The organism is Streptomyces sp. NPDC058291, from assembly GCF_042880855.1.
GTDB lineage: Bacteria > Actinomycetota > Actinomycetes > Streptomycetales > Streptomycetaceae > Streptomyces.
In genome coordinates this window covers 1-17,343 of the sequence record NZ_JBHVYK010000017.1, presented here as the reverse complement: position 1 = coordinate 17,343, position 17,343 = coordinate 1, and the positions used below count along the sequence as shown (strand labels likewise).

Below are 17,343 nucleotides of genomic sequence, written 5' to 3'. Positions count from 1 at the left end.
TTCTCTTCTGTGCTCGACGGCGATCTTCAAGGACAGGAACGGGGGGACCGACGGCTCGGTTCACGTCCCGTGCCCGAGCTCACAAAGCAGGAATTCGGGGCGCTACTTGAACGCCAAGGGCTTCGAGCGGAAGGGCGGACGCTCGAGGTCAGGACTTCAGGTTCGAGAGGCGCCGTCGCAGCTGCCGTGCTGTCAGACGCACAAGTGCCCGGCGGGGCACGGGCTGTCATGGGCTTGCGCCGCGGGGACGTTGAGCGTCTTGATGGCGCCGGCAAGTACTGACGGGGCCCCTGTACGACGAAACGGAGGCTCTTCGGCGGCCCGCGGGACTGGACGCGCGCGCGTCCGAACGGCTCAACGTGGATCCGACGCTTCTGGTTCACCACACGGAGAAGCCCGGGCGTGCCGAGGCATCGCCTCCCGCCTCCTGCCGGATGCGCCGCCCCATGGCACGAGCCTGCCACCGACGGGAGCCGGAGCCGCATCGCGCCCTGATAAAATCGCAGCTGGGACGCGGGAAGCGGACGACGAAGTCCTCACCTCTGATCAGGCGTGACGCCCGGTTTCGGGTGGCGTGCCGTGCGACAGGGTGGCCATGACCGCAGGCGTTCGGACCGGACAGGGCGCGGCGTTCACCGCCGCGTCACGGCGGGATTGTACGCACCAGAGCAGACCGGAAGCAGTCGTCCGTGGCTGGATCGGCCCGCTCGTGTGACTGGGGGCAGGCGCGAGGCGCGTGGGGTGGCGACACCGTTGAGCAGGATGTGCCGGGGGGACGGTGAAGACTGTGGGGAATGAACTCGACTTCGGAGTGCTGGGTCCGCTGATCGTACGGCGGGCAGGCGTGGCACTGGACTGCGGACGCCGGAAGCAGCGCTTGCTGCTGATCCGGCTGCTGCTCGCCGACGGCCGCGCGGTCGCTCCGGAGGCCTTGTGCGAGGAGTTGTGGTCCGGGCAGCCGGGACGGACCTCGGGCGGAGCCATGGCCTCGCTCCACGCCCATGTCAGCAAGGTGCGGGCGGTACTGGAGCCCGCGCATCTGCGCGGGGGAGGGGCGTTCGAGGTGCTGGTCACCGAGCCGCTGGGATACGCCCTGCGCGTCCCGTCCGAGAGCCGGGACACGGTGCGTTTCGAGCGGGCCGTCGCTCGCGCGCACCGACTGCTGGACCAAGGCCGGGCCGATGGTGTGGTGGAGGAGGCCGGACGAGCCCTCGACATGTGGCGCGGGGCCGCGCTCGCCGACGCCGCGGATCACCTGTTCGCCGCCCACGAGGCGGCACGCCTGGAGGAACTGCGGCAGACCGTCCAGGAGGTCCGCACCACCGCCCTGCTCCTGGACGGGCGCATCACCGAAGCCGTGGACGCGGCAGGGGATCTCACGACGCGGCACCCGCTGCGGGAGACCGGGTGGGCCCTTCTGCTGCGCGCCCTGTACCTGGCCGGACGCCACCCCGAAGCGCTGCAGCGCTACGCCGACCTGCGCCGGCACCTCGTCGACGAACTCGGTCTCGATCCCGGCCCGGGACTGCGCGCGCTGCACGACGGCATCCTCCGCCATGAGCTACCGCCCATGACGGTGCCGAACGCGGGGAACGCCGTGGGACTTGTGGCCGGCGCGGCGGACGGCGGCGGCGATCCGGGCGGACCGGAAGGATCCGGAGCAGCGGCGAAGCAGGAGGGGACCGAAGCCGCCGCCGCACCTCCTGGCGCCGAGGCCTTCGAGCCGCCCGCGGGGGCGAGGCCATCCCATGCGCCTGGCTTCTCGATCGAGGACGGCGGTGGATCCGGGGCACCGCCCGTGTCGTGTCCGGCGCAGCTGCCGGGCGACCTGCCGGTCTTCACAGGACGGACGACCGAGGGCGCGTGGCTGTCCGCCGCGAGCGGAACGGCCGGCCCGGCAGGCCTGGCCGGCCCGGCCGGTGCCCCCGTCATCGTCATCGGCGGCGCTCCCGGCGTGGGCAAGACCACGTTCGCCGTCCACCACGCCCACCAGATGGCGTTCGCCTTCCCCGACGGGCAGCTCTTCGTCAATCTGTGCGGACATCATCCCCATGCCTCCGCAGTGGACCCCGGCGACGCCCTGCGCGGCTTCCTCACCGCTCTCGGCGTCCCCGCCCAGCGCATCCCCGAGGACACCGCCGCCCGCAGCGCGCTCTTCCGCAGTCTCCTGACCGACCGGCGGGTCCTCCTCGTCCTGGACAACGCCCGCGACGAGCAGCAGGTCCGCCCTCTGCTGCCCGCGGGAACCGGCTGTCTCACCCTGGTCACCAGCCGCAACCAGCTTCAGGGTCTGATAGCGGCGGACGGGGCCAAGTCCCTTACCCTGCCCCTGCCTTCAGAAGCCGAGGCCCATGAAACGCTGGCGCGGCGGCTGGGGGAGGAGCGCTTGGCCGCCGAGCCCGCCGCCGTCGCCGACATCGTCCGACTCTGCGGCCGACTGCCTCTGGCGCTCGCCGTGGTCGCCGCCCGCGCCGAGCTCGAGCCCACCTTTCCCCTGTACGCCATCGCCGACGATCTGCGGGACGCCCACGGCAGTCTGGAGGCGTTCACCGGCTTCGACGCCACCACCGATGTCCGGGCCGTCTTCTCCTGGTCCTACCAGGCCCTCGACGTAGCCGCCGCACGCCTCTTCCGCCTCCTCGCCCTCCATCCCGGGCCCGACATCACCGCCCCGGCCGCCGCCGGCCTCGCCGGACTGCCCCTCGCCCGGACGCGCCGCCTGCTCGCCGGACTGACGCGGTCCTGCCTCGCCGAACAGCCGGTGCCCGGCCGGTTCACGCTGCACGACCTGCTGCGCGGCTACGCCACCGAACTCACCCACACCCACGACACCGCCCAAGAGCGCGACCTGGCCACCGTCCGGGTTCTGGACCACTACATGTTCACGGCGCAAGCGGCCAACCGGCTGCTGAAGCAGGACTCCGAACCGGAACGCGACCTCGGCTCCCCGAGTGTCGGCGTCGTTCCGGAGAGCATCACCACGGTGGAACAGGCGGGCCGGTGGCTCAGCGAGGAACACCGCGTACTGAGCGGCCTGTTGCACACCGCCGTCGATCAGGGGCTGGACCGTCACATCACCGGACTGGCCTGGTCATTGAAGGAGTACCTGAACCGGCAGGAACACTGGCCCGAGGCGATCGCGGCGCTCGGCCCGGCCCTGGAGGTGGCCCGGCGACGGGGCGACCGCCTGGAGGAGGGACGCTGCCTGCGGAGCCTCGGCAGCATCCACGGCTACCTGGGCCACCAGGGGGAGGCCCTGGCCCATATGGAACGCGCCACGGTGCTGTTCGAGGAACTCGGCGCGGTGAACGACGAGGCCCGCGCCCACTACGGCAAGGCGTGCGCCCTGTTCCTGTTCGGCCGGGTCCGGGAGGCCGTGGCGTTCTCCGAGCGAGGGCTCGAGCTGTCCCGGGCGACGGGGGACGACTTGTGGTTGGCCGAGTGCCTCGTCGAGCTCTCCTGGCTGTACTCCAACCTGGGAGAGCCCGAGAAAGGGCTCGCCTACAGCGAGGAGGCCCTCTCCCTGTTCCAGCTCCTGAACGCACCGTGGCAGGAGGCTCAGTGCCGGGACGTCCTGGGGCACGCCCTGCGTCTGCTCGGCCGGTACGAGGACGCGCTGGCCTGCTACCGGCGGGCGATGGAGACGTTCGCGGATCTGGGCGACCCCAGGAACTTCGTCGGCGCGCTGATGCGGCTCGGCGACACACGGCTGATCATGGGCGACCGGGAGGCCGCGCGAGCGGACTGGATCCGTGCGCTCGACAGTGCCGAACAGCAGTTGCTGTCGTACAGCGCCGAGCAGCTCCGTGACCGGCTCACGGGCCTGGACGCCGAAACGGGCCTCGCGGCTCCCGCGCCGTCGGGGGCCGCCGTCGGAAAGGTGAAGACCCACGCCGGTGGCTGATGGCCGTCGTCCGGCCCGGGCCGCCCAACCTCGCGTCGGGCCACGCCTCGCCTCGGCGGCGCGGGCGGGACGGTCGTCCGGCTGCCGAGCACGTATGGGCGGGACGGTCGTCCGGCTGCCGAGCACGCGCGGGCGGCTCTCCCCCTGTCGGCAGGGCATGACCGGTTACTTGTACGGGCCCGTCTCGGAAGGGCGACGGCGGCGCCGATGCCCCCGCCACCGCGGAAACGGTGGCGGGGCGCGGGTGGTTCACCGCCCGGCGGGAAGGGGCGAGTCGCCGCCGATCACTTGGCCAGGAAGGCGAGGAGGGCGTCGGTGACCTCCTGGGCGTGGGTCCACAGCAGGCCGTGCGGGGCGCCGTCGACCACGACGTACTCGGCCTGCGGGAGTGCTTGGTGGAAGAGTTCGCCGGTGGACTCGATGGGCAGGATGCGGTCGGCGGAGCCGTGCAGGATGAGGGCCGGAACGTCGATCTTGGCTATGTCCGCGCGGAAGTCGGTGGTCCAGGTGGCCACGCAGGCCAGGGAGGCGTGCCAGGAGGCGCCGGCGGCGACGTTCCAGCTGTTGCGGACGGCTTCTTCGCTGATGCGGCTGCCGAGGTTCTCGTCGAGGTTGTAGAAGTCCTCGTAGAAGGACGTGAAGTAGGCGTAGCGGTCGGCGGTGACGGCGTTCGCGATGCTCTCGAAGACGCCGCCGTCGACACCGCCGGGGTTGTCGTCGGTCTTGAGCAGGAAGGGCTCCAGGGAGGCGAGGAAGGCGGCCTTGGCGATCCGGTCGGACCCGTAGGCGCCCAGGTAGCGGCCGACCTCGCCGGTGCCCATGGAGAATCCGACCAGGACGGCGTCCCTGAGGTCGAGCGTGGTCAGAAGGGTGTTGAGGTCGGCCGCGAAGGTGTCGTAGTCGTAGCCGGTGGTGGGGTGGCTGGAGCGGCCGAAGCCGCGCCGGTCATAGGTGATGACCCGGTGGCCGGCCTTCAGCAGGGCGGCGGCCTGCTTCTCCCACGAGTGGCCGTCGAGCGGGTAGCCGTGGATGAGCACGACCGGCTGCCCGGTGCCGTGGTCCTCGTAGTACAGCTCGATGTCGGTGGAGTTCTCCTGGCCGACGGTGATGAACGCCATGGTGGTCGCTGCCTTTCGTGGTGGGTTGTCGTCTGTGCGGGTGGGGCTCGGGGTGGTCAGCGGACGGTGCGGGCGGCGTCCTCGACGATGCGGGTCACGGCGCCGGGGTGGGAGACGGACACCGCGTGGGAGGCGTCGATCTCGGTGGTGCGCGCGTGGGCACGGGCCGACATGAACCGCTGGGCGGCCACGGGGATGTTCAGGTCCTCCGTGGTGACCAGGGACCAGGAGGGGATGGTCTTCCAGGCGGCCAGGGTGGACTTCTCCTCGAGTGCGGCGGCGGCGATCGGGCGCTGTCCGATGGCCATGAGCCCGGCCTCGGAGGCCGGTACGTCCGCGGCGAACTGGTGGCGGAACCGGTCCGGCTCGATGTACACGTCGGATCCCTGACTGCCGTCCGGAAGCGTGTAGTTCACCGAGGTGACAGCGTCGCCGAGGGTGCTGCCTGGGAACTTGTTCGTGAGCCCGAGGGAGCTCTCGCCCGTGTCGGGCAGGAACGCGGCGATGTAGACGAGGGCCTTGACCTTGCCCTCCAGGCCCTTGGCGGCCTGACTGATGACGGTGCCCCCGTAGGAGTGGCCGACGAGGACCACCGGTCCGTCGATGTGGTCGAGGACGCTGCGCAGGTAGGCGGCGTCGGTCGCCGGGCCGCGCAGCGGGTTGGCGGCGGCCACCACCGGGTAGCCCTCCCGCTTCAGGCGCCGGACGACACCGTCCCAGCTGGAGGCGTCGGCGAACGCCCCGTGCTCCAGCACGATCGTCGGCCGGTCCTGCTGACGGGGGGCGGCTCCGGCCGCCCCGGGAAGGGTCAGGGCCGTGACGGCCAGGCCCACGGCCGCAGTGACCCCGAGCAGAGCGTGCCGGGTCATGCGGGTCGGGCGGGTGATGCGCATGGTGAAGGTTCCTTCTGACGGGTTCCGGCCCCGATCGGACCGGCTGGACTGTGGCTGACGCCGAAGGGTGGGCGGCGCCGTGTCTCGGCACCGCAGTGAACGGGCCTACCTCCTGCCCTACGACCGGAGGCCGGGACCGGTTCACCTCTGTTTCCTCGCACCGCGCGCCCCGGGCGGCCGGGCGTCCGCCTGCCTGGTCAGACCGACGGTCCCCCGAACCGGACAGCTGCCACGAGCGGCCGTCGGCCCCTCATGCCCATCGCGGCGGATGCACCGATGGCCGGCGATCGAGGCGAACTGCCTGCCCGGCCGGTGGCACGTACAGGCGATGACGGACTCCCGCCGACCCGGCGCCCCGTTCACGGCGACACCGCGGCTACTCGCGCAGCAGGCCCCGCTTCTCCAGCGCCTTACGCAGTGCCCGCATGGCGTAGAAGGAGCGGCTCTTGACGGTCCCCGCCGGGATGCCGAGGTGCTCGGCTGCCTCGGCCACGCTGCATCCCAGGTAGTACATCAGCCGGATGACGGTCCGCTGCTGCTCGGTGAGGTCTCGCAGGGCTTCCAGCACCACATGGGAGGTGATCGTGGCGTCCGTGCCGTCCCAGGTGGCGTCCAGATCCTCGACCGGCATCAGTTCCAACGGGCGGATCTGCCGGGCCCGGTGGTGGTCGATGACCAGGTTTCTGACCACGGTGTACAGCCACGGGCGGATGTGCTCGCCGCGGGCGTCCAGGAATCCTGCGTGCTTCCAGGCGCGGGCGGTGGTCTCCTGGAGGATGTCCTCCGCCTTGTGCCAGTCACCGTCCAGCAGCCGCACGGCGTATCGGACGAGCAGAGGCCCGTACCGCTCGTAGATGTCCCGGATGAAGGTGTCGCAGTCGACGTCCGACGCGACGTGCCGGGCATACGCCCGGGTGGGAACGAGGGTGGCAGTCCCCGGCTCCATGGTCCCGTTCATGGGTGGCGCCCCATCTTGTTCAAGTGTGCTGTGGCGTGCCTCCCGCACAGGCAGGCACGTGGGTCAACACTCTTCGGCGAGGCTTGGCCAGACCTTGTCGTCTTCTTGCCGCCCTGCTTGTCGACTCCTGCCGCCCGACCTCGACACGTCGTCGTAGCCGCTGCGGCGATGCCTCTCTCCTGCAGGCGGGTGAGGACCCGGCCGCTGGGCCGCACTGCCTTGCGTCCGCCTGCCGGACGGCCCGTCCACCGTGGGATCCTGGGACGGGACTCCGGAACTCACGCCTTCGCGATCACCGACCGCGGACGCGACGGAGTCCCCGACGGCGAAGGCCACCGGGCGAAGGTCAATGGGAGAAGGGCGGCGGGACGATGAACGGCGCAGGCAACCAGCCCGACGAGGGCGGCCGCATCGACGTCGGGGGGCCGCGTGTCCTGTGCGACGCGCAGTCGCTCACGGCCGGCGACGACGCGCCGGGCGGGGCGCTGTGGCGGCTGACCGAGCCGGGACGCCAGCTCGACGCCAACCTCGTCCGCATCCCGCCGCACGAGCGTATCGCCCCGCACGTCGAGCCCGACCTGGACGTCCTGGTACTGGTCGTCTCCGGTGACGGCGCCCTCGACGTCGAGCCGGCACCGCAACCGCTGCGCCAGGGCAGCCTCGTCTGGCTCCCGCACGGCACCGGCCGTAGCGTTGCCGCGGGGGACAAGGGCCTGTCCTACCTGACCGTCCACCGGCGTCGCCCCGGCATGCAGATCCACGCGCGGCCCACGAGCTGAAGGGCGTGTAACGGAGGCACCGGAACGCTCCCGCCGCTCCGCGGGGTTGTGGCACAGCTTGTGCACCGCAGCGTTGAAGGGGATCGCTCACCAGCCGGCGTGTCAGCGTTGGCGGGCCGTCTGGGCGGCGGAAGCCGGGCCGGCGCAGACACCGCCGGACGCCTGTTCGTCAACGGCAAAGGCCGGCGGAGGGGTGGGGCTGCGGCCGGGATGCCGGCACCGGCTTCCGCCGGATGTGTGCCCGGTAGGAAGCCGGCACACGGCCCGGCGTACAGCGCCTGGTCGGAGAAGCAGAAGTACTTCGAGGCGCCGTGAGCGGGACCGTCTGCTGACGCGCTCCGGCATGTCCAGCCGTGAGAGATTTGCCCAGGGTGGTGCGGGAGGCTGCGGGCGGTGCAGGAGCGGGGCGTGCATGGCCCCGGTGAGGGCCGGCCCGGGCGTCTGCCGTTGGTGGACCGGGTGCTGCTGGTGGCCGCGTGCGCGGAACGGGACGTTGGTCCCGTTCCGTGCACGGCGGGTCGGCGTCTCTGCGCGCGACGACCGGTTCTCCGTCCCCCTGCAGGTCGTCACCGGTGGTCCCGCTCGGGGCCAGGCCGGCCACCGCACCACGGCAGTGCGCGCCGCGCGGTCGTACGCGCCCTGGCGGCGAGTCCCCGCCGTTACGGCCGAGACGCCGCCCGGGGCCCCTCGTGGGCGTGCGGGTACTCCGCGGCGCGCTGCTGGAAGGCGAGCACCTTCGGGTTCTGCACGACGCCTCGACGGATCTCGATGGCCTTCCGGATCGTGTCGTCGGCGTCCCAGCCGTCGGGGCCCTGGAGCACGACGTCGAGATACGGCAGGAGTGCCTCGCTGTTCTCCCAGGTCGCGGAGTTCCACAGGTAGGAGGGGCTGTGGTCCACCCCGTAGTACCTGACTTGGTTCCCGACGGTGAACATCGGGTCGGTGAAGGTGGTGGGCCGGGCCCAGTCGAAACCCATTCCCTCGTCGCAGGAGACGTCGATGACCAGGGTGCCGGGGGCCAACTTGGGCAGGTCCTCGTCTATCAGGAACATCAGCGGCGCCTCGGTGTCCTGCAGCACACAGTTGACGATGATGTCGTGCCCGGCGAGGAACTCGGCCAGCGGCAGGGGGCCGTCCTCGGTGAGGGCGACGCTGCGCCGCGGGTCAAGGGTGTCGTCGGCCTCGTCGTGGTCGAAGTGGACGATCCGCGCTGAGTGGATGGGGGAGCTCACGGCGGTGACGCCACGGGCGGTCAGCACGTCGACGTCATGCACGCCCAGGGCGCTGAGCGCGGTCACCGCGCCGCGGGCGGTCGCGCCGAAGCCGATGACGACGGCACGCTGGCGTCGCCCGTAGTCGCCCGTCACGCCGGTCAGCTGCATGGCGTGCAGGACCGAGGAGTACCCGGCCAGCTCGTTGTTCTTGTGGAAGACGTGCAGGTTGAAGGCGCCGCTGGCGGTCCAGTGGTTCATCGCTTCGAAGGCGATCAGTGTCAGCCGCCGGTCGATGGCGGTCTGGGTGACCCTCTCGTCCTGCACGCAGTGCGGCCAACCCCACAGAACCTGCCCCTCGCGCAACTCGGCCAGGTCGTCGTGCAGCGGTTTGGCCAGCAGGATGACATCGCAGTCGGCGATGAGTTCCTCGCGCTTGCGAAAGCCCGCGACGAGCGGCGCGAGCTGGCTGTCCGGGACGCCGAAATGCTCTCCGTAGCTTTCCTGAAGATAGATGCGCTTGCGGAGAGACGGATCGATGCGGTCGAAATGTGCCGGGTGAACGGGCAGACGATGCTCGTTTTCCTTGCGGGTCTGCGACATGATTCCGAGCGTGAGCTGCTGCAAAGTGCCCCTTTGGTTGCCCCCTGTCTAGCACACCGGAGCAGGTCCGGGTTCCGCAGGAAGTAGTCAGATGCGCTCACGTCGCCGGCCCCGGGCCGTGTCCCGCCGTTACCGCCGGGCCTGCCGCGCCAGGAAATCGGTGCGGTCAGGTCGCCGAACGGGCCCTGCCGGCATCAGACCCCGCCGATAGATCCGGCCCGATCACCGCTCTGCGACGACCTCACCGCACCGGCAACCGGCCCCGGAGCCCGTCCACTTCCTCCGACTTCATGCTTCGAAGACGCCCAAGATCAGGCGGGATCGCCCAAGGCGCCGAAGCCCCTACTGGTTGATGCGCTTTCCCACGATGGAGTTGTCGGGGAACGCGCCGCTCCTTGTGCCGTCCCACCTGACGGTGATGTTGAAGGAGTCGGCGGTGGCGTCGATGGCCGGCGTCGCCCGGGAGGGTGCCCGAGTGCCTGCCGGACGATTCCACGGGCCGAAACGGAGCCCCCCGTCGGTGGCCAGGCTTTCCCGGACGTATCCGTCATGGCCGGTGCAGGCGATCAGCACGCGTTGCGGGGGTTGGCAGTCACGGCCCGGTCCTGAGTCGGTCAGAACAGCTCGCCCTGCTCCACCAGACCGGGGCGGCGCTCGGCGCGCCGGGCCGGTTGCCGGGCGGGCGGCGCCTTGCCGAAGAGGGGAAGCGTGCCGTACTCGTCGGGTTCGGCCGGCACAGGGGTGGGTCCCGTCCCCACGTTCAGACACAGCGGGACGTCCCGGTCGAAGTCCGCCGGCGTCATCGCCGGCCACTCACGGCCCTGACCTTCACTCATAGGCGTCCCTCCTCCCTCGTACCTTCTCCTACCCCTGTCCCCGGGCAGGCACCCCAGCCGATGATCAAGGGCCGATGACGGGGACGTCCGCCGGTGCCATCGGCTATGTCGTCCCGCTCCATCGGCTCCGCAGGGCCGACGCCCGCACGGAGCCTCGGGGGACGCGGCGACGGCCGTCCGACGGGTCGGCGCTGCGTCCTGGCCTCCTGTGCCGCTGCTCGGCAGGCGCAACCCTTGCAGCTTGGCTGTCCCGTCACCCCGAAGACGTCCGTCAGCGCACGTAGATGCCGTACCTGTCGGCATGTGGGACTCGGTCGCCGCCGCGTGGCTCCTCAGGGGGTGCTTGCTCCTCCTCACTCTCTGGTCTGCTCGTCCTGGCGGACTCGACGGCGGTAGGCGGCGGCGTTGATCCTGCTGCCGCAGCTTCGCTTCGAGCACCAGCATCTGTTGCCTGCCCTGGAGCGGTCGAGGAACAGGCGTGTGCATGGTTCACCGGTGCAGCGCCGGATGCGGAGTCGATCGGGGCCGCCGAGCAGGTCGCTGGCGCCCGCGGCGACCGTGGCCAGCACCTCTGTGACTCCGCCTCGGCGTTCCACCCGTCCCAGGGCCTGGAGCGCTGGGCGGACCGGTGTGCGTGCGGCGGTCTGCCGGATCCGGGCCGCGTCCTGCGGGTCACCCGGTTCTCCTGTGGCGGCGGCGAGGGCCAGGCGGTAGATCGCCTCGCGCAGCCTGCGGGCAGTGGCCAGGTCAGCCTGAGTCACCGCCTCCAGGCGCTCGACCACCGCTGCCGCGGTGGCCCATCGGGCGAAGTCCTCCGGCTCGGCGAGCAGTTCCGTGTGACGGGTGGTGCGCCAGGCCACGGTTGCGGCGAAGTCGAGGGCCAAGTGATCGCTGACGAAGGTGAATCTCACACCCCGAGTATGGGCGGGGATCTGGAGGGAACATGTCGTCATACCTTCAGGGTATGACGAAGAGGAGGCGGGCCGCATGGGGCGACCCAGGTACGGAGCCCGGGATGGGGGCATGCACATGCGTACGCGGACCCCCGCGCGTCCGGGAACGCGCCCAGGCACGCACAGCTGGGTCCTCGCCCGGTACCTGCAGGTGGCCCTGCTGGTCCGCCTCGCCTCCGAAGGAGCGCGGGTCGCAGTGGTGGTGCTCGCCGTGGAACGCACCGGCAGTGCCGGTTTCGGCGGTGCCCTCGTCGCTGCCCTGCTGGTTCCCAGCGTCGTGGCCGCCCCGTTGGCCGGCGCCCTCGCGGACCGGGTCCGGCGCCGCCGGCTGTTCCACGCCGGTTGCCTGGTCTGCTACGGGACCGGACTGACCGCGGTCGCGGTGCTGATCGGGCGGGCGCCTGCTCCGGTCGTCCTGACCGTGGCCGGCGCGGCGGGCTGCTGTACCCCTCTGTTGACCGGTGGCTTGACCAGTCTGCTGAGCGATCTGCTGCCGTCCACGACGCTGGGCCGCGCCTTCAGCCTGGACGCCGTCTCCTACAATCTGGCCGGGATCACCGGGCCCGCCCTCGCGTCCGTGCTCACGGCGGTCACCGGTCCCGCCCTCGCCGTCGTGGCCCTGGGCGCCGCAGCCACCGTCGGCGGTCTGCTGGTCTTCGCCCTGCCGCTGCGAGCCCGCCCCGGACAGGGCTCCGCACGGCGCCCCGCCGGTCTGGGCGCCGCCATCGTGCTGCTGGTCCGCGATCCGCGGCTGCGCTCGCTCACGTGGGCGAGCGGGCTGGGGCAACTCGGGGTCGGCGCTCTGCCCGTGGTCTGTGTGTTGCTCGCCGCCCGTTACCGGACGCCCTGGATGGCAGGCGGTCTGATGACCGCGATGGCACTCGGCTCGCTGGCCGGATCCCTGGTGTACGCCTGGCGGCCGTGGGGCGCCCGGCGCCCTGAACGGACCGTCGTCGCCCTGCTGTTCGCCACGGGGGTGCCGCTGGCCGCTGTGCCCTTGACGGACAGCGCCATCGTGGCAGCCGGTGGTTTCGTCCTGGCCGGGTGCTGTACCGGCCCGCTCTTCGCCGCACTGCTGACCGGACGCGACCGCTACGCGCCCGCGAGTGCGCGCACTCAGGTCTTCACCCTGGGAGCAAGCATCAAGAGCACCTTCGCCGCCGGCGGGGCCGCTCTTGCGGGCGTCTGGCAGGCCGCCGGGCCCAGGAGCCTCGTCGTCGCGGTGGCCGCCTGCCAGGTCGTGGCGGCCGCGCTGGGCGTACTCCTGCTGCACGAGAGCCGTAGCAGCGCCGACCACCGCTCATCCGACCTGAGCGCGAAGCCCTGAACTTCCTTCTGCCGCGTCTTCATCGGAGCGGCCACCTGCCCGCACGTACTCTCGATGGCGGCACCTGGCCGGCGGGTCTGTCGTTTCACGGTGCTGAGGCGTGACCCCGCAGTCTCGGAGGTCTGAGGTCTGAGGTCTGACGTCGGCGGAGGTCGAGGCCATGACCCCGCTCCGCCCGGGGACGGTAACGCCCGTTACCGGCCGCATGAGAAAAAACGGAAAGGACCCGTATGGCGATTCAACGGATGGACAACGTCGGCATCGTCGTCGAGGACATGGAGGCCGCCATCGCGTTCTTCGTGGAACTCGGCATGGAGCTGGAGGGCAGGGCGCAGGTCGAGGGCCTCGTCGCCGACCAGTGCACCGGACTCGACGGCGTCCGCTGTGACGTCGCGATGGTGCGGACCCCGGACGGTCAGAGCCGGCTCGAGCTGGCCAAGTACCGCAGTCCCGCGGCGATCAGCGCCGGGCCGCGCGACCGGCCGCACAACGTCCTGGGCACGCACCGCGTGATGTTCGCCGTCGACGACATCGAGGACACCGTTGCCCGCCTGCGCCCTCACGGCGCCGAACTCCTGGGCGAGATCGCCCGGTTCGAGGACAGCTACCTGCTCTGCTACATCCGCGGCCCGGAGGGCATCATCGTCGGACTGGCCGAGCAACTGCGCTGAGGGAAACCGAACCATGCAGCCGGACGAGATCATCGAGGGGGCGAACGGCCGGATCAGGAGCCGCGCGCCGCTCCCCCCGCCTGCGGCCCGCCGTCGCCGCACGGGACTCCCGACGGCGGGCCGTTCGAACTTTCGCGGTCGTGTGCGTGCTGGGCGGTCAGGATGGCTGGACTTGGTCGAAGTGGGCGACGGCCTCGGCGGGGTCGGGGCCCACGAGGCGTTCCAGACCGGCCGTCGTGATCTTCGCCCACCTCCCGGCCCGTGCCCACATCTGCTCCTCGAAGGCGCGCACGGCCTCGTCCAGGTCTCCAGGGCCGGTGCCGATGGACTCGGCGAGTTCGGCGCCTTCCAGCATGGCGAGGTTCGCGCCCGCCCCCAGTGGGGGCATCAGATGGGCGGCGTCGCCCAGTAGCGTCACCCCGGGGACGTGGGTCCAGGTGTGGGACACGGGCAGCACGTAGAAGGGGCGGTGGACGAAAGCGGTGCCGTGACGGAGGAGGTCGAGGACGGGAGCGGCCCAGCCGTCGAACAGAGCCAGCAGGCTCGATCGCACGGCCTCGACGTCGGCCAGATCCAGGTTCGCGTGCCAGTCCAGCGGCGCGCGGAACTTGGCGTACACCTTGACGTGGCCGCCGCTGTTGCGCTGGGCGACCAGGGAGCGGTTCACGCCGTACACCGCCACGGAACCGTCGCCGATCAACCGGGCGAGGTCAGGGTGGCGGGTGTCGACGTCGTCGAGGGAGGTCTCGACCGAGGTGACGCCGGTGTAGTGCGGCGTCACAGGCGAGAGGGCCGGGCGGGTCCGGGACCAGGCGCCGTCCGCGCCGATCACGAGGTCGAACGTCTCCTGTCGCCCGTCCTCGAAATGGACCAGTACGCCGTCCCGGGTCCCCGGCGTAACCTGCGTCACGTCGCGGCCCCACTGGACGTCGAGAGGGCCGAGCAGCAGGTCACGGAGTTGCCCGCGGTCGATCTCGGGATTGGCCCGGTCATCTGCACGGGGTTGCCAGTCGCGCAGGACGGTTCCGTCCGTGTCCAGGATGCGCATGGCCTGTCCCTCGGGACGGGACAGCGCCTGGAACCCCGCCCGCAGCCCCGCCTTGGCCAGCGCTAGCTGGCCCAGCCCCTCGTGCAGGTCCAGCATGCCGCCCGGAGGACGGGCGTCAGGGGTGGGATCGCGTTCGAGGACGGCGACGGGGTAGCCATAGCGGTGCAGGACACGGGCGAAGGTAAGGCCGCCGGGACCGCCCCCGACCACTGCGATGCGCTGTCTCATATCGATACACTGTATTGCTCTGTGACAATGTTTCGCAACAGTACGATGTCACCATGACTGTGTGGGACCGGCCGGAGCCGCCGCCTCGCCCCGTGCCGCTCGACCGGGAGCGGATCGTCGCCGCCGCCGTCGCGCTGGCCGACGAGGGCGGGCTCGACGCCGTGTCGTTGCGCAAGGTCGCCGCCCGGCTGAACGCCGGACCGATGCGGCTGTACGGCTACATCTCCACCAAGGAGGAGCTGTTCGATCTCATGGTGGACGAGGTCCAGGCCGAGATTCTCCCCGAGGAGCGTCCCGGTGACTGGCGGGAGGCGCTGGGCGTCCTCGCCTGCCGCACCAGGCAGGCCGTTCTCCGTCACGAATGGCTGGGCGACCTGCTCGGCGGTCGCCCGACCCTGGGCCCGAACGGCCTCGCCGTGACCGAGGCCAAGCTGGCCGCCCTCGACGGCCTCGCGGACGTCGACACCGTCATGCGTGCTGTGGAGACGGTCAGCGCCTACGTCGCCGGCGCGGTCAGGCGCGAGATCGCGAACCTGCGGGCCGAGCGTGCCACGGGCCTGTCCAAGCGCGACTGGCAGCGCGCGTCGGGCCCGCATGTGACGAGGATGTTGGCCACGGGCCGCTTCCCGGCGCTGTCCAAGGCCGTGCACGACGCAACGGACGTGGACGCCGAGGCGTCCTTCGCGACCGGTCTGGACTGGGTCCTCGACGCCGTGGCCGCCAAACTCGCCCAGGCCGGCGGAACCTGGAGCCGAAAGGCCCCTGGCGACCACGATCGGTGACCGCCGGGGGAGAGGAACTCAGGCTACCGATGCCCTGAAAGGATCGGTGGGGATGATCTCCGCCTCGTCGAAGAGCTGCTCCAACGCCTCGTGCCCATGACGCCTGCGGAACTCGATCTCGGCTGTCGTCACGGGCAGGGTCCACAGGATGCGGGCGTGGCCCCCGGGAACGGGACAGTGTTCGAGGTCGGGTCCGTGGAGATAGGGCAGGCTGATCAGCAGGTGATCGCAGGTCGACCCCGGCACCCACGGTTCACCGATCGGCAAGCTGTGCTCCAGGTCGAGCTGATGTCCTCCGCAGTGGTAGTGGGCGACCATCGCCATGAGTTCGATGAACCGCTGGTCGCGGACGTGGGCGGTCATGACGAACTCCAGGCCGTGACCGTCCTTCTCCATCGCGGCCCAGCACCCGGCGGTGACATAGGCCCAGCTGTCGCTGCGGGGGCCGGGCCCCGCAACGAGAACTCGCAGATCGAGATCGGGCACCACCTTTCGCCGTTCCGGCCCGAGGTCGTAGTCGACGACCTCCACGGAGTGCCCTTCGAAGAACGCCCGGACATGTGACTCAACGGCTCCCGCGGCCAACACCCTCGCATCACTCACCGCGCGATCATCCCACCGCGACCGACCGCCCCCGGACAGCTCACTCGAGGTCATGGGATGTCGGCGCGACCCGGCCGGCGATCGTCTCCCGGGATCGGCTCTAGGCTTTGCGGGCCAGTCCGGCGGCGATGAGGTGTTCCCACACCGTGAGTTCTCGTGCTTCGCCGACGTTCCACGGGTTGTCGGTGATGTCCGGACGCCACAGGGACGCGGGGACGATCCCGGGGTCGAGGATTTCCAGGCCGTCCAGCAGGGAGGCGATTTCCGCGTCCGTGCGCCACCGGCCGCGGCCGAACGTCTGTTGGAGGACCTTCTCGGCCTCCACGGTCTCCGGGTTGTTGCCGGAGCGGAAGTGGCTGATGAAGAAGTAGCTTCCGGAGGGGACTTGGTCGCGCCAGTAGCGGACGATGCCGGCCGGGTCCTCGTCGTCGTTGACGTGGTGGAGGATGGCGCTGAGGATGACGGCGACGGGCCGAGTGAAGTCGATGAGTTCGAGGGTGTCGGGGTGGGTGCGGATGCCCTCGGGGTTGCGCACATCGACGGCGACGACGCGGGTCTGGTCGTTGTTCTCCAGCAAGGCGCGGCCATGGACCAGCACTTGGAGGTCGATGTCGACGTAGACGACCCGGGACTCGGGAGCGTGTCGTTGCGCGACCTGGTGCACGTTGTCGGCGGTCGGCAGGCCACTGCCCAGGTCGATGAACTGCCGTATGCCGGTGGTTTTCGCGATCTCCCTGACCGCCCGGGTCAGGGCCGAACGGTTGGCGAAGGCGATGGCCACCGAACCGGGCAGATCGCGTTTGAACACGTCGCCGATCTCCCGGTCCACGGCGTAGTTGTCCTTGCCGCCGAGCAGGTAGTCGTAGACACGGGCGATGCTGGGCTTGGTCGGGTCGATGGAGGAGCCTGCGTTCGTCATGGCGGCCATTCTTCCCCGCAACCCCGCCTGCGCACCCTCCTTTTGAGGGCATCCAGACCGGTCGGGGCTGCGGAAGGGCACGGACGTCGGGGCTTCCTGCCGAAGGCCTCGACCGGACGACAGGGCGACCGGCTTCACTGACGGGCTCGCGTCGTATGCGTTACGGCCAGGCCTTGGCCTTGGGCGCAGGGGACGCCGTCGAGCACAACCTCCAGCTCCGCCTGCCCGGTCGCCCCGTCCCACCCCCGCATCGCGCTGCTCCCGTGAGCCCTTGCTGAAGTCCTCCGCGCCGACGCATCCATGGTGTCGGCCCGTTGGCCGGGGCGCTTGGTCACGCCGTCGGCGGCGATGTGGCTCGCTCGTCGGCGGGGGGGGGGGGGGGGGGGCGCCTCGAGGGAGGGGGGGGCGTACGTCTCGGCCTGGTGGGTCGCCTGGGACACGGTTGACTCTCCTTGCTGGCTGCTGGACTTGGGCTGGGCGGGGTGCACGCGCCGCCCGGCAGCCTATAGG

General features: G+C 71.0%; 14 protein-coding genes. 5 read left to right on the top strand and 9 right to left on the bottom strand.

All coding sequences use genetic code 11. The features are described from left to right. Positions 1-787 precede the first annotated feature (787 nt). Positions 788-3,904, top strand: coding sequence for a BTAD domain-containing putative transcriptional regulator (locus ACFVYK_RS11400; RefSeq protein WP_389771641.1), 3,117 nt, complete (start codon positions 788-790; stop codon positions 3,902-3,904). A 284-nt stretch (positions 3,905-4,188) separates the two neighbouring features. Here ACFVYK_RS11400 and ACFVYK_RS11395 read toward each other — a convergent pair whose 3' ends face one another. The 3 genes from ACFVYK_RS11395 to ACFVYK_RS11385 form a co-directional block, all read right to left on the bottom strand. Next, a complete protein-coding gene (locus ACFVYK_RS11395) occupies positions 4,189-5,022 on the bottom strand; it encodes an alpha/beta fold hydrolase (RefSeq protein ID WP_389771638.1) in 834 nt (277 codons plus the stop codon). A gap of 56 nt (positions 5,023-5,078) precedes the next feature. Then, positions 5,079-5,915, bottom strand: coding sequence for an alpha/beta fold hydrolase (locus tag ACFVYK_RS11390; RefSeq protein WP_389771635.1), 837 nt, complete (start codon positions 5,913-5,915; stop codon positions 5,079-5,081). Between the two features lie 376 nt (positions 5,916-6,291). Beyond that, positions 6,292-6,873: a sigma-70 family RNA polymerase sigma factor gene (locus ACFVYK_RS11385; RefSeq protein WP_389771632.1), complete on the bottom strand. Its 582-nt coding sequence runs from the start codon at positions 6,871-6,873 to the stop codon at positions 6,292-6,294. Positions 6,874-7,244: 371 nt separating this feature from the next. Here ACFVYK_RS11385 and ACFVYK_RS11380 point away from each other — a divergent pair, with 371 nt between their 5' ends. Next, a complete protein-coding gene (locus tag ACFVYK_RS11380; protein ID WP_389771630.1) occupies positions 7,245-7,652 on the top strand; it encodes a cupin domain-containing protein in 408 nt (135 codons plus the stop codon). A gap of 659 nt (positions 7,653-8,311) precedes the next feature. On the opposite strand, the gene ACFVYK_RS11375 is transcribed toward ACFVYK_RS11380, so the two are convergent. The 3 genes from ACFVYK_RS11375 to ACFVYK_RS11365 all read right to left on the bottom strand — a co-directional run bounded on the left by ACFVYK_RS11375 (position 8,312) and on the right by ACFVYK_RS11365 (position 11,213). Next, complete coding sequence (locus ACFVYK_RS11375) at positions 8,312-9,466, bottom strand: N(5)-(carboxyethyl)ornithine synthase (RefSeq protein ID WP_389771628.1); 1,155 nt, start codon at positions 9,464-9,466, stop codon at positions 8,312-8,314. A 614-nt stretch (positions 9,467-10,080) separates the two neighbouring features. Next, entirely contained in the window at positions 10,081-10,302 is a 222-nt protein-coding gene (locus ACFVYK_RS11370) for a hypothetical protein (protein ID WP_389771625.1), read from the bottom strand. Positions 10,303-10,655: 353 nt separating this feature from the next. After that, positions 10,656-11,213, bottom strand: a complete 558-nt coding sequence (locus tag ACFVYK_RS11365; RefSeq protein WP_389771622.1) for a CGNR zinc finger domain-containing protein — start codon at positions 11,211-11,213, stop codon at positions 10,656-10,658. Between the two features lie 112 nt (positions 11,214-11,325). Between ACFVYK_RS11365 and ACFVYK_RS11360 the strand changes: the two genes are divergently transcribed. Together ACFVYK_RS11360 and ACFVYK_RS11355 are read left to right on the top strand one after the other, a co-directional pair. Next, positions 11,326-12,582, top strand: coding sequence for an MFS transporter (locus ACFVYK_RS11360; RefSeq protein ID WP_389771619.1), 1,257 nt, complete (start codon positions 11,326-11,328; stop codon positions 12,580-12,582). A 230-nt stretch (positions 12,583-12,812) separates the two neighbouring features. Then, complete coding sequence (locus tag ACFVYK_RS11355; RefSeq protein ID WP_389771616.1) at positions 12,813-13,253, top strand: VOC family protein; 441 nt, start codon at positions 12,813-12,815, stop codon at positions 13,251-13,253. Positions 13,254-13,410: 157 nt separating this feature from the next. Here ACFVYK_RS11355 and ACFVYK_RS11350 read toward each other — a convergent pair whose 3' ends face one another. Next, positions 13,411-14,529 carry an FAD-dependent oxidoreductase gene (locus tag ACFVYK_RS11350; RefSeq protein WP_389771614.1) on the bottom strand — a complete coding sequence of 373 codons (1,119 nt, stop codon included), beginning with the start codon at positions 14,527-14,529 and terminating at the stop codon, positions 13,411-13,413. A gap of 53 nt (positions 14,530-14,582) precedes the next feature. Between ACFVYK_RS11350 and ACFVYK_RS11345 the strand changes: the two genes are divergently transcribed. Next, complete coding sequence (locus ACFVYK_RS11345; protein ID WP_389771611.1) at positions 14,583-15,311, top strand: TetR/AcrR family transcriptional regulator; 729 nt, start codon at positions 14,583-14,585, stop codon at positions 15,309-15,311. A gap of 18 nt (positions 15,312-15,329) precedes the next feature. Here ACFVYK_RS11345 and ACFVYK_RS11340 read toward each other — a convergent pair whose 3' ends face one another. Both ACFVYK_RS11340 and ACFVYK_RS11335 read right to left on the bottom strand, forming a co-directional pair. Beyond that, positions 15,330-15,914, bottom strand: a complete 585-nt coding sequence (locus ACFVYK_RS11340) for a suppressor of fused domain protein (RefSeq protein ID WP_389771609.1) — start codon at positions 15,912-15,914, stop codon at positions 15,330-15,332. A gap of 100 nt (positions 15,915-16,014) precedes the next feature. Then, positions 16,015-16,833 carry an SAM-dependent methyltransferase gene (locus ACFVYK_RS11335; protein WP_389771607.1) on the bottom strand — a complete coding sequence of 273 codons (819 nt, stop codon included), beginning with the start codon at positions 16,831-16,833 and terminating at the stop codon, positions 16,015-16,017. Between the last annotated feature and the right edge of the window lie 510 nt (positions 16,834-17,343).

Coding starts and splice junctions, on each gene's coding strand:
- ACFVYK_RS11370 (WP_389771625.1), bottom strand. CDS start 10,302: ATGAGTGAAGGTCAGGGCCGTGAGTGGCCGGCGATGACGCCGGCGGAC.
- ACFVYK_RS11350 (WP_389771614.1), bottom strand. CDS start 14,529: ATGAGACAGCGCATCGCAGTGGTCGGGGGCGGTCCCGGCGGCCTTACC.
- ACFVYK_RS11380 (WP_389771630.1), top strand. CDS start 7,245: ATGAACGGCGCAGGCAACCAGCCCGACGAGGGCGGCCGCATCGACGTC.
- ACFVYK_RS11360 (WP_389771619.1), top strand. CDS start 11,326: ATGCACATGCGTACGCGGACCCCCGCGCGTCCGGGAACGCGCCCAGGC.
- ACFVYK_RS11355 (WP_389771616.1), top strand. CDS start 12,813: ATGGCGATTCAACGGATGGACAACGTCGGCATCGTCGTCGAGGACATG.
- ACFVYK_RS11395 (WP_389771638.1), bottom strand. CDS start 5,022: ATGGCGTTCATCACCGTCGGCCAGGAGAACTCCACCGACATCGAGCTG.
- ACFVYK_RS11390 (WP_389771635.1), bottom strand. CDS start 5,915: ATGCGCATCACCCGCCCGACCCGCATGACCCGGCACGCTCTGCTCGGG.
- ACFVYK_RS11375 (WP_389771628.1), bottom strand. CDS start 9,466: ATGTCGCAGACCCGCAAGGAAAACGAGCATCGTCTGCCCGTTCACCCG.
- ACFVYK_RS11345 (WP_389771611.1), top strand. CDS start 14,583: ATGACTGTGTGGGACCGGCCGGAGCCGCCGCCTCGCCCCGTGCCGCTC.
- ACFVYK_RS11385 (WP_389771632.1), bottom strand. CDS start 6,873: ATGAACGGGACCATGGAGCCGGGGACTGCCACCCTCGTTCCCACCCGG.
- ACFVYK_RS11335 (WP_389771607.1), bottom strand. CDS start 16,833: ATGACGAACGCAGGCTCCTCCATCGACCCGACCAAGCCCAGCATCGCC.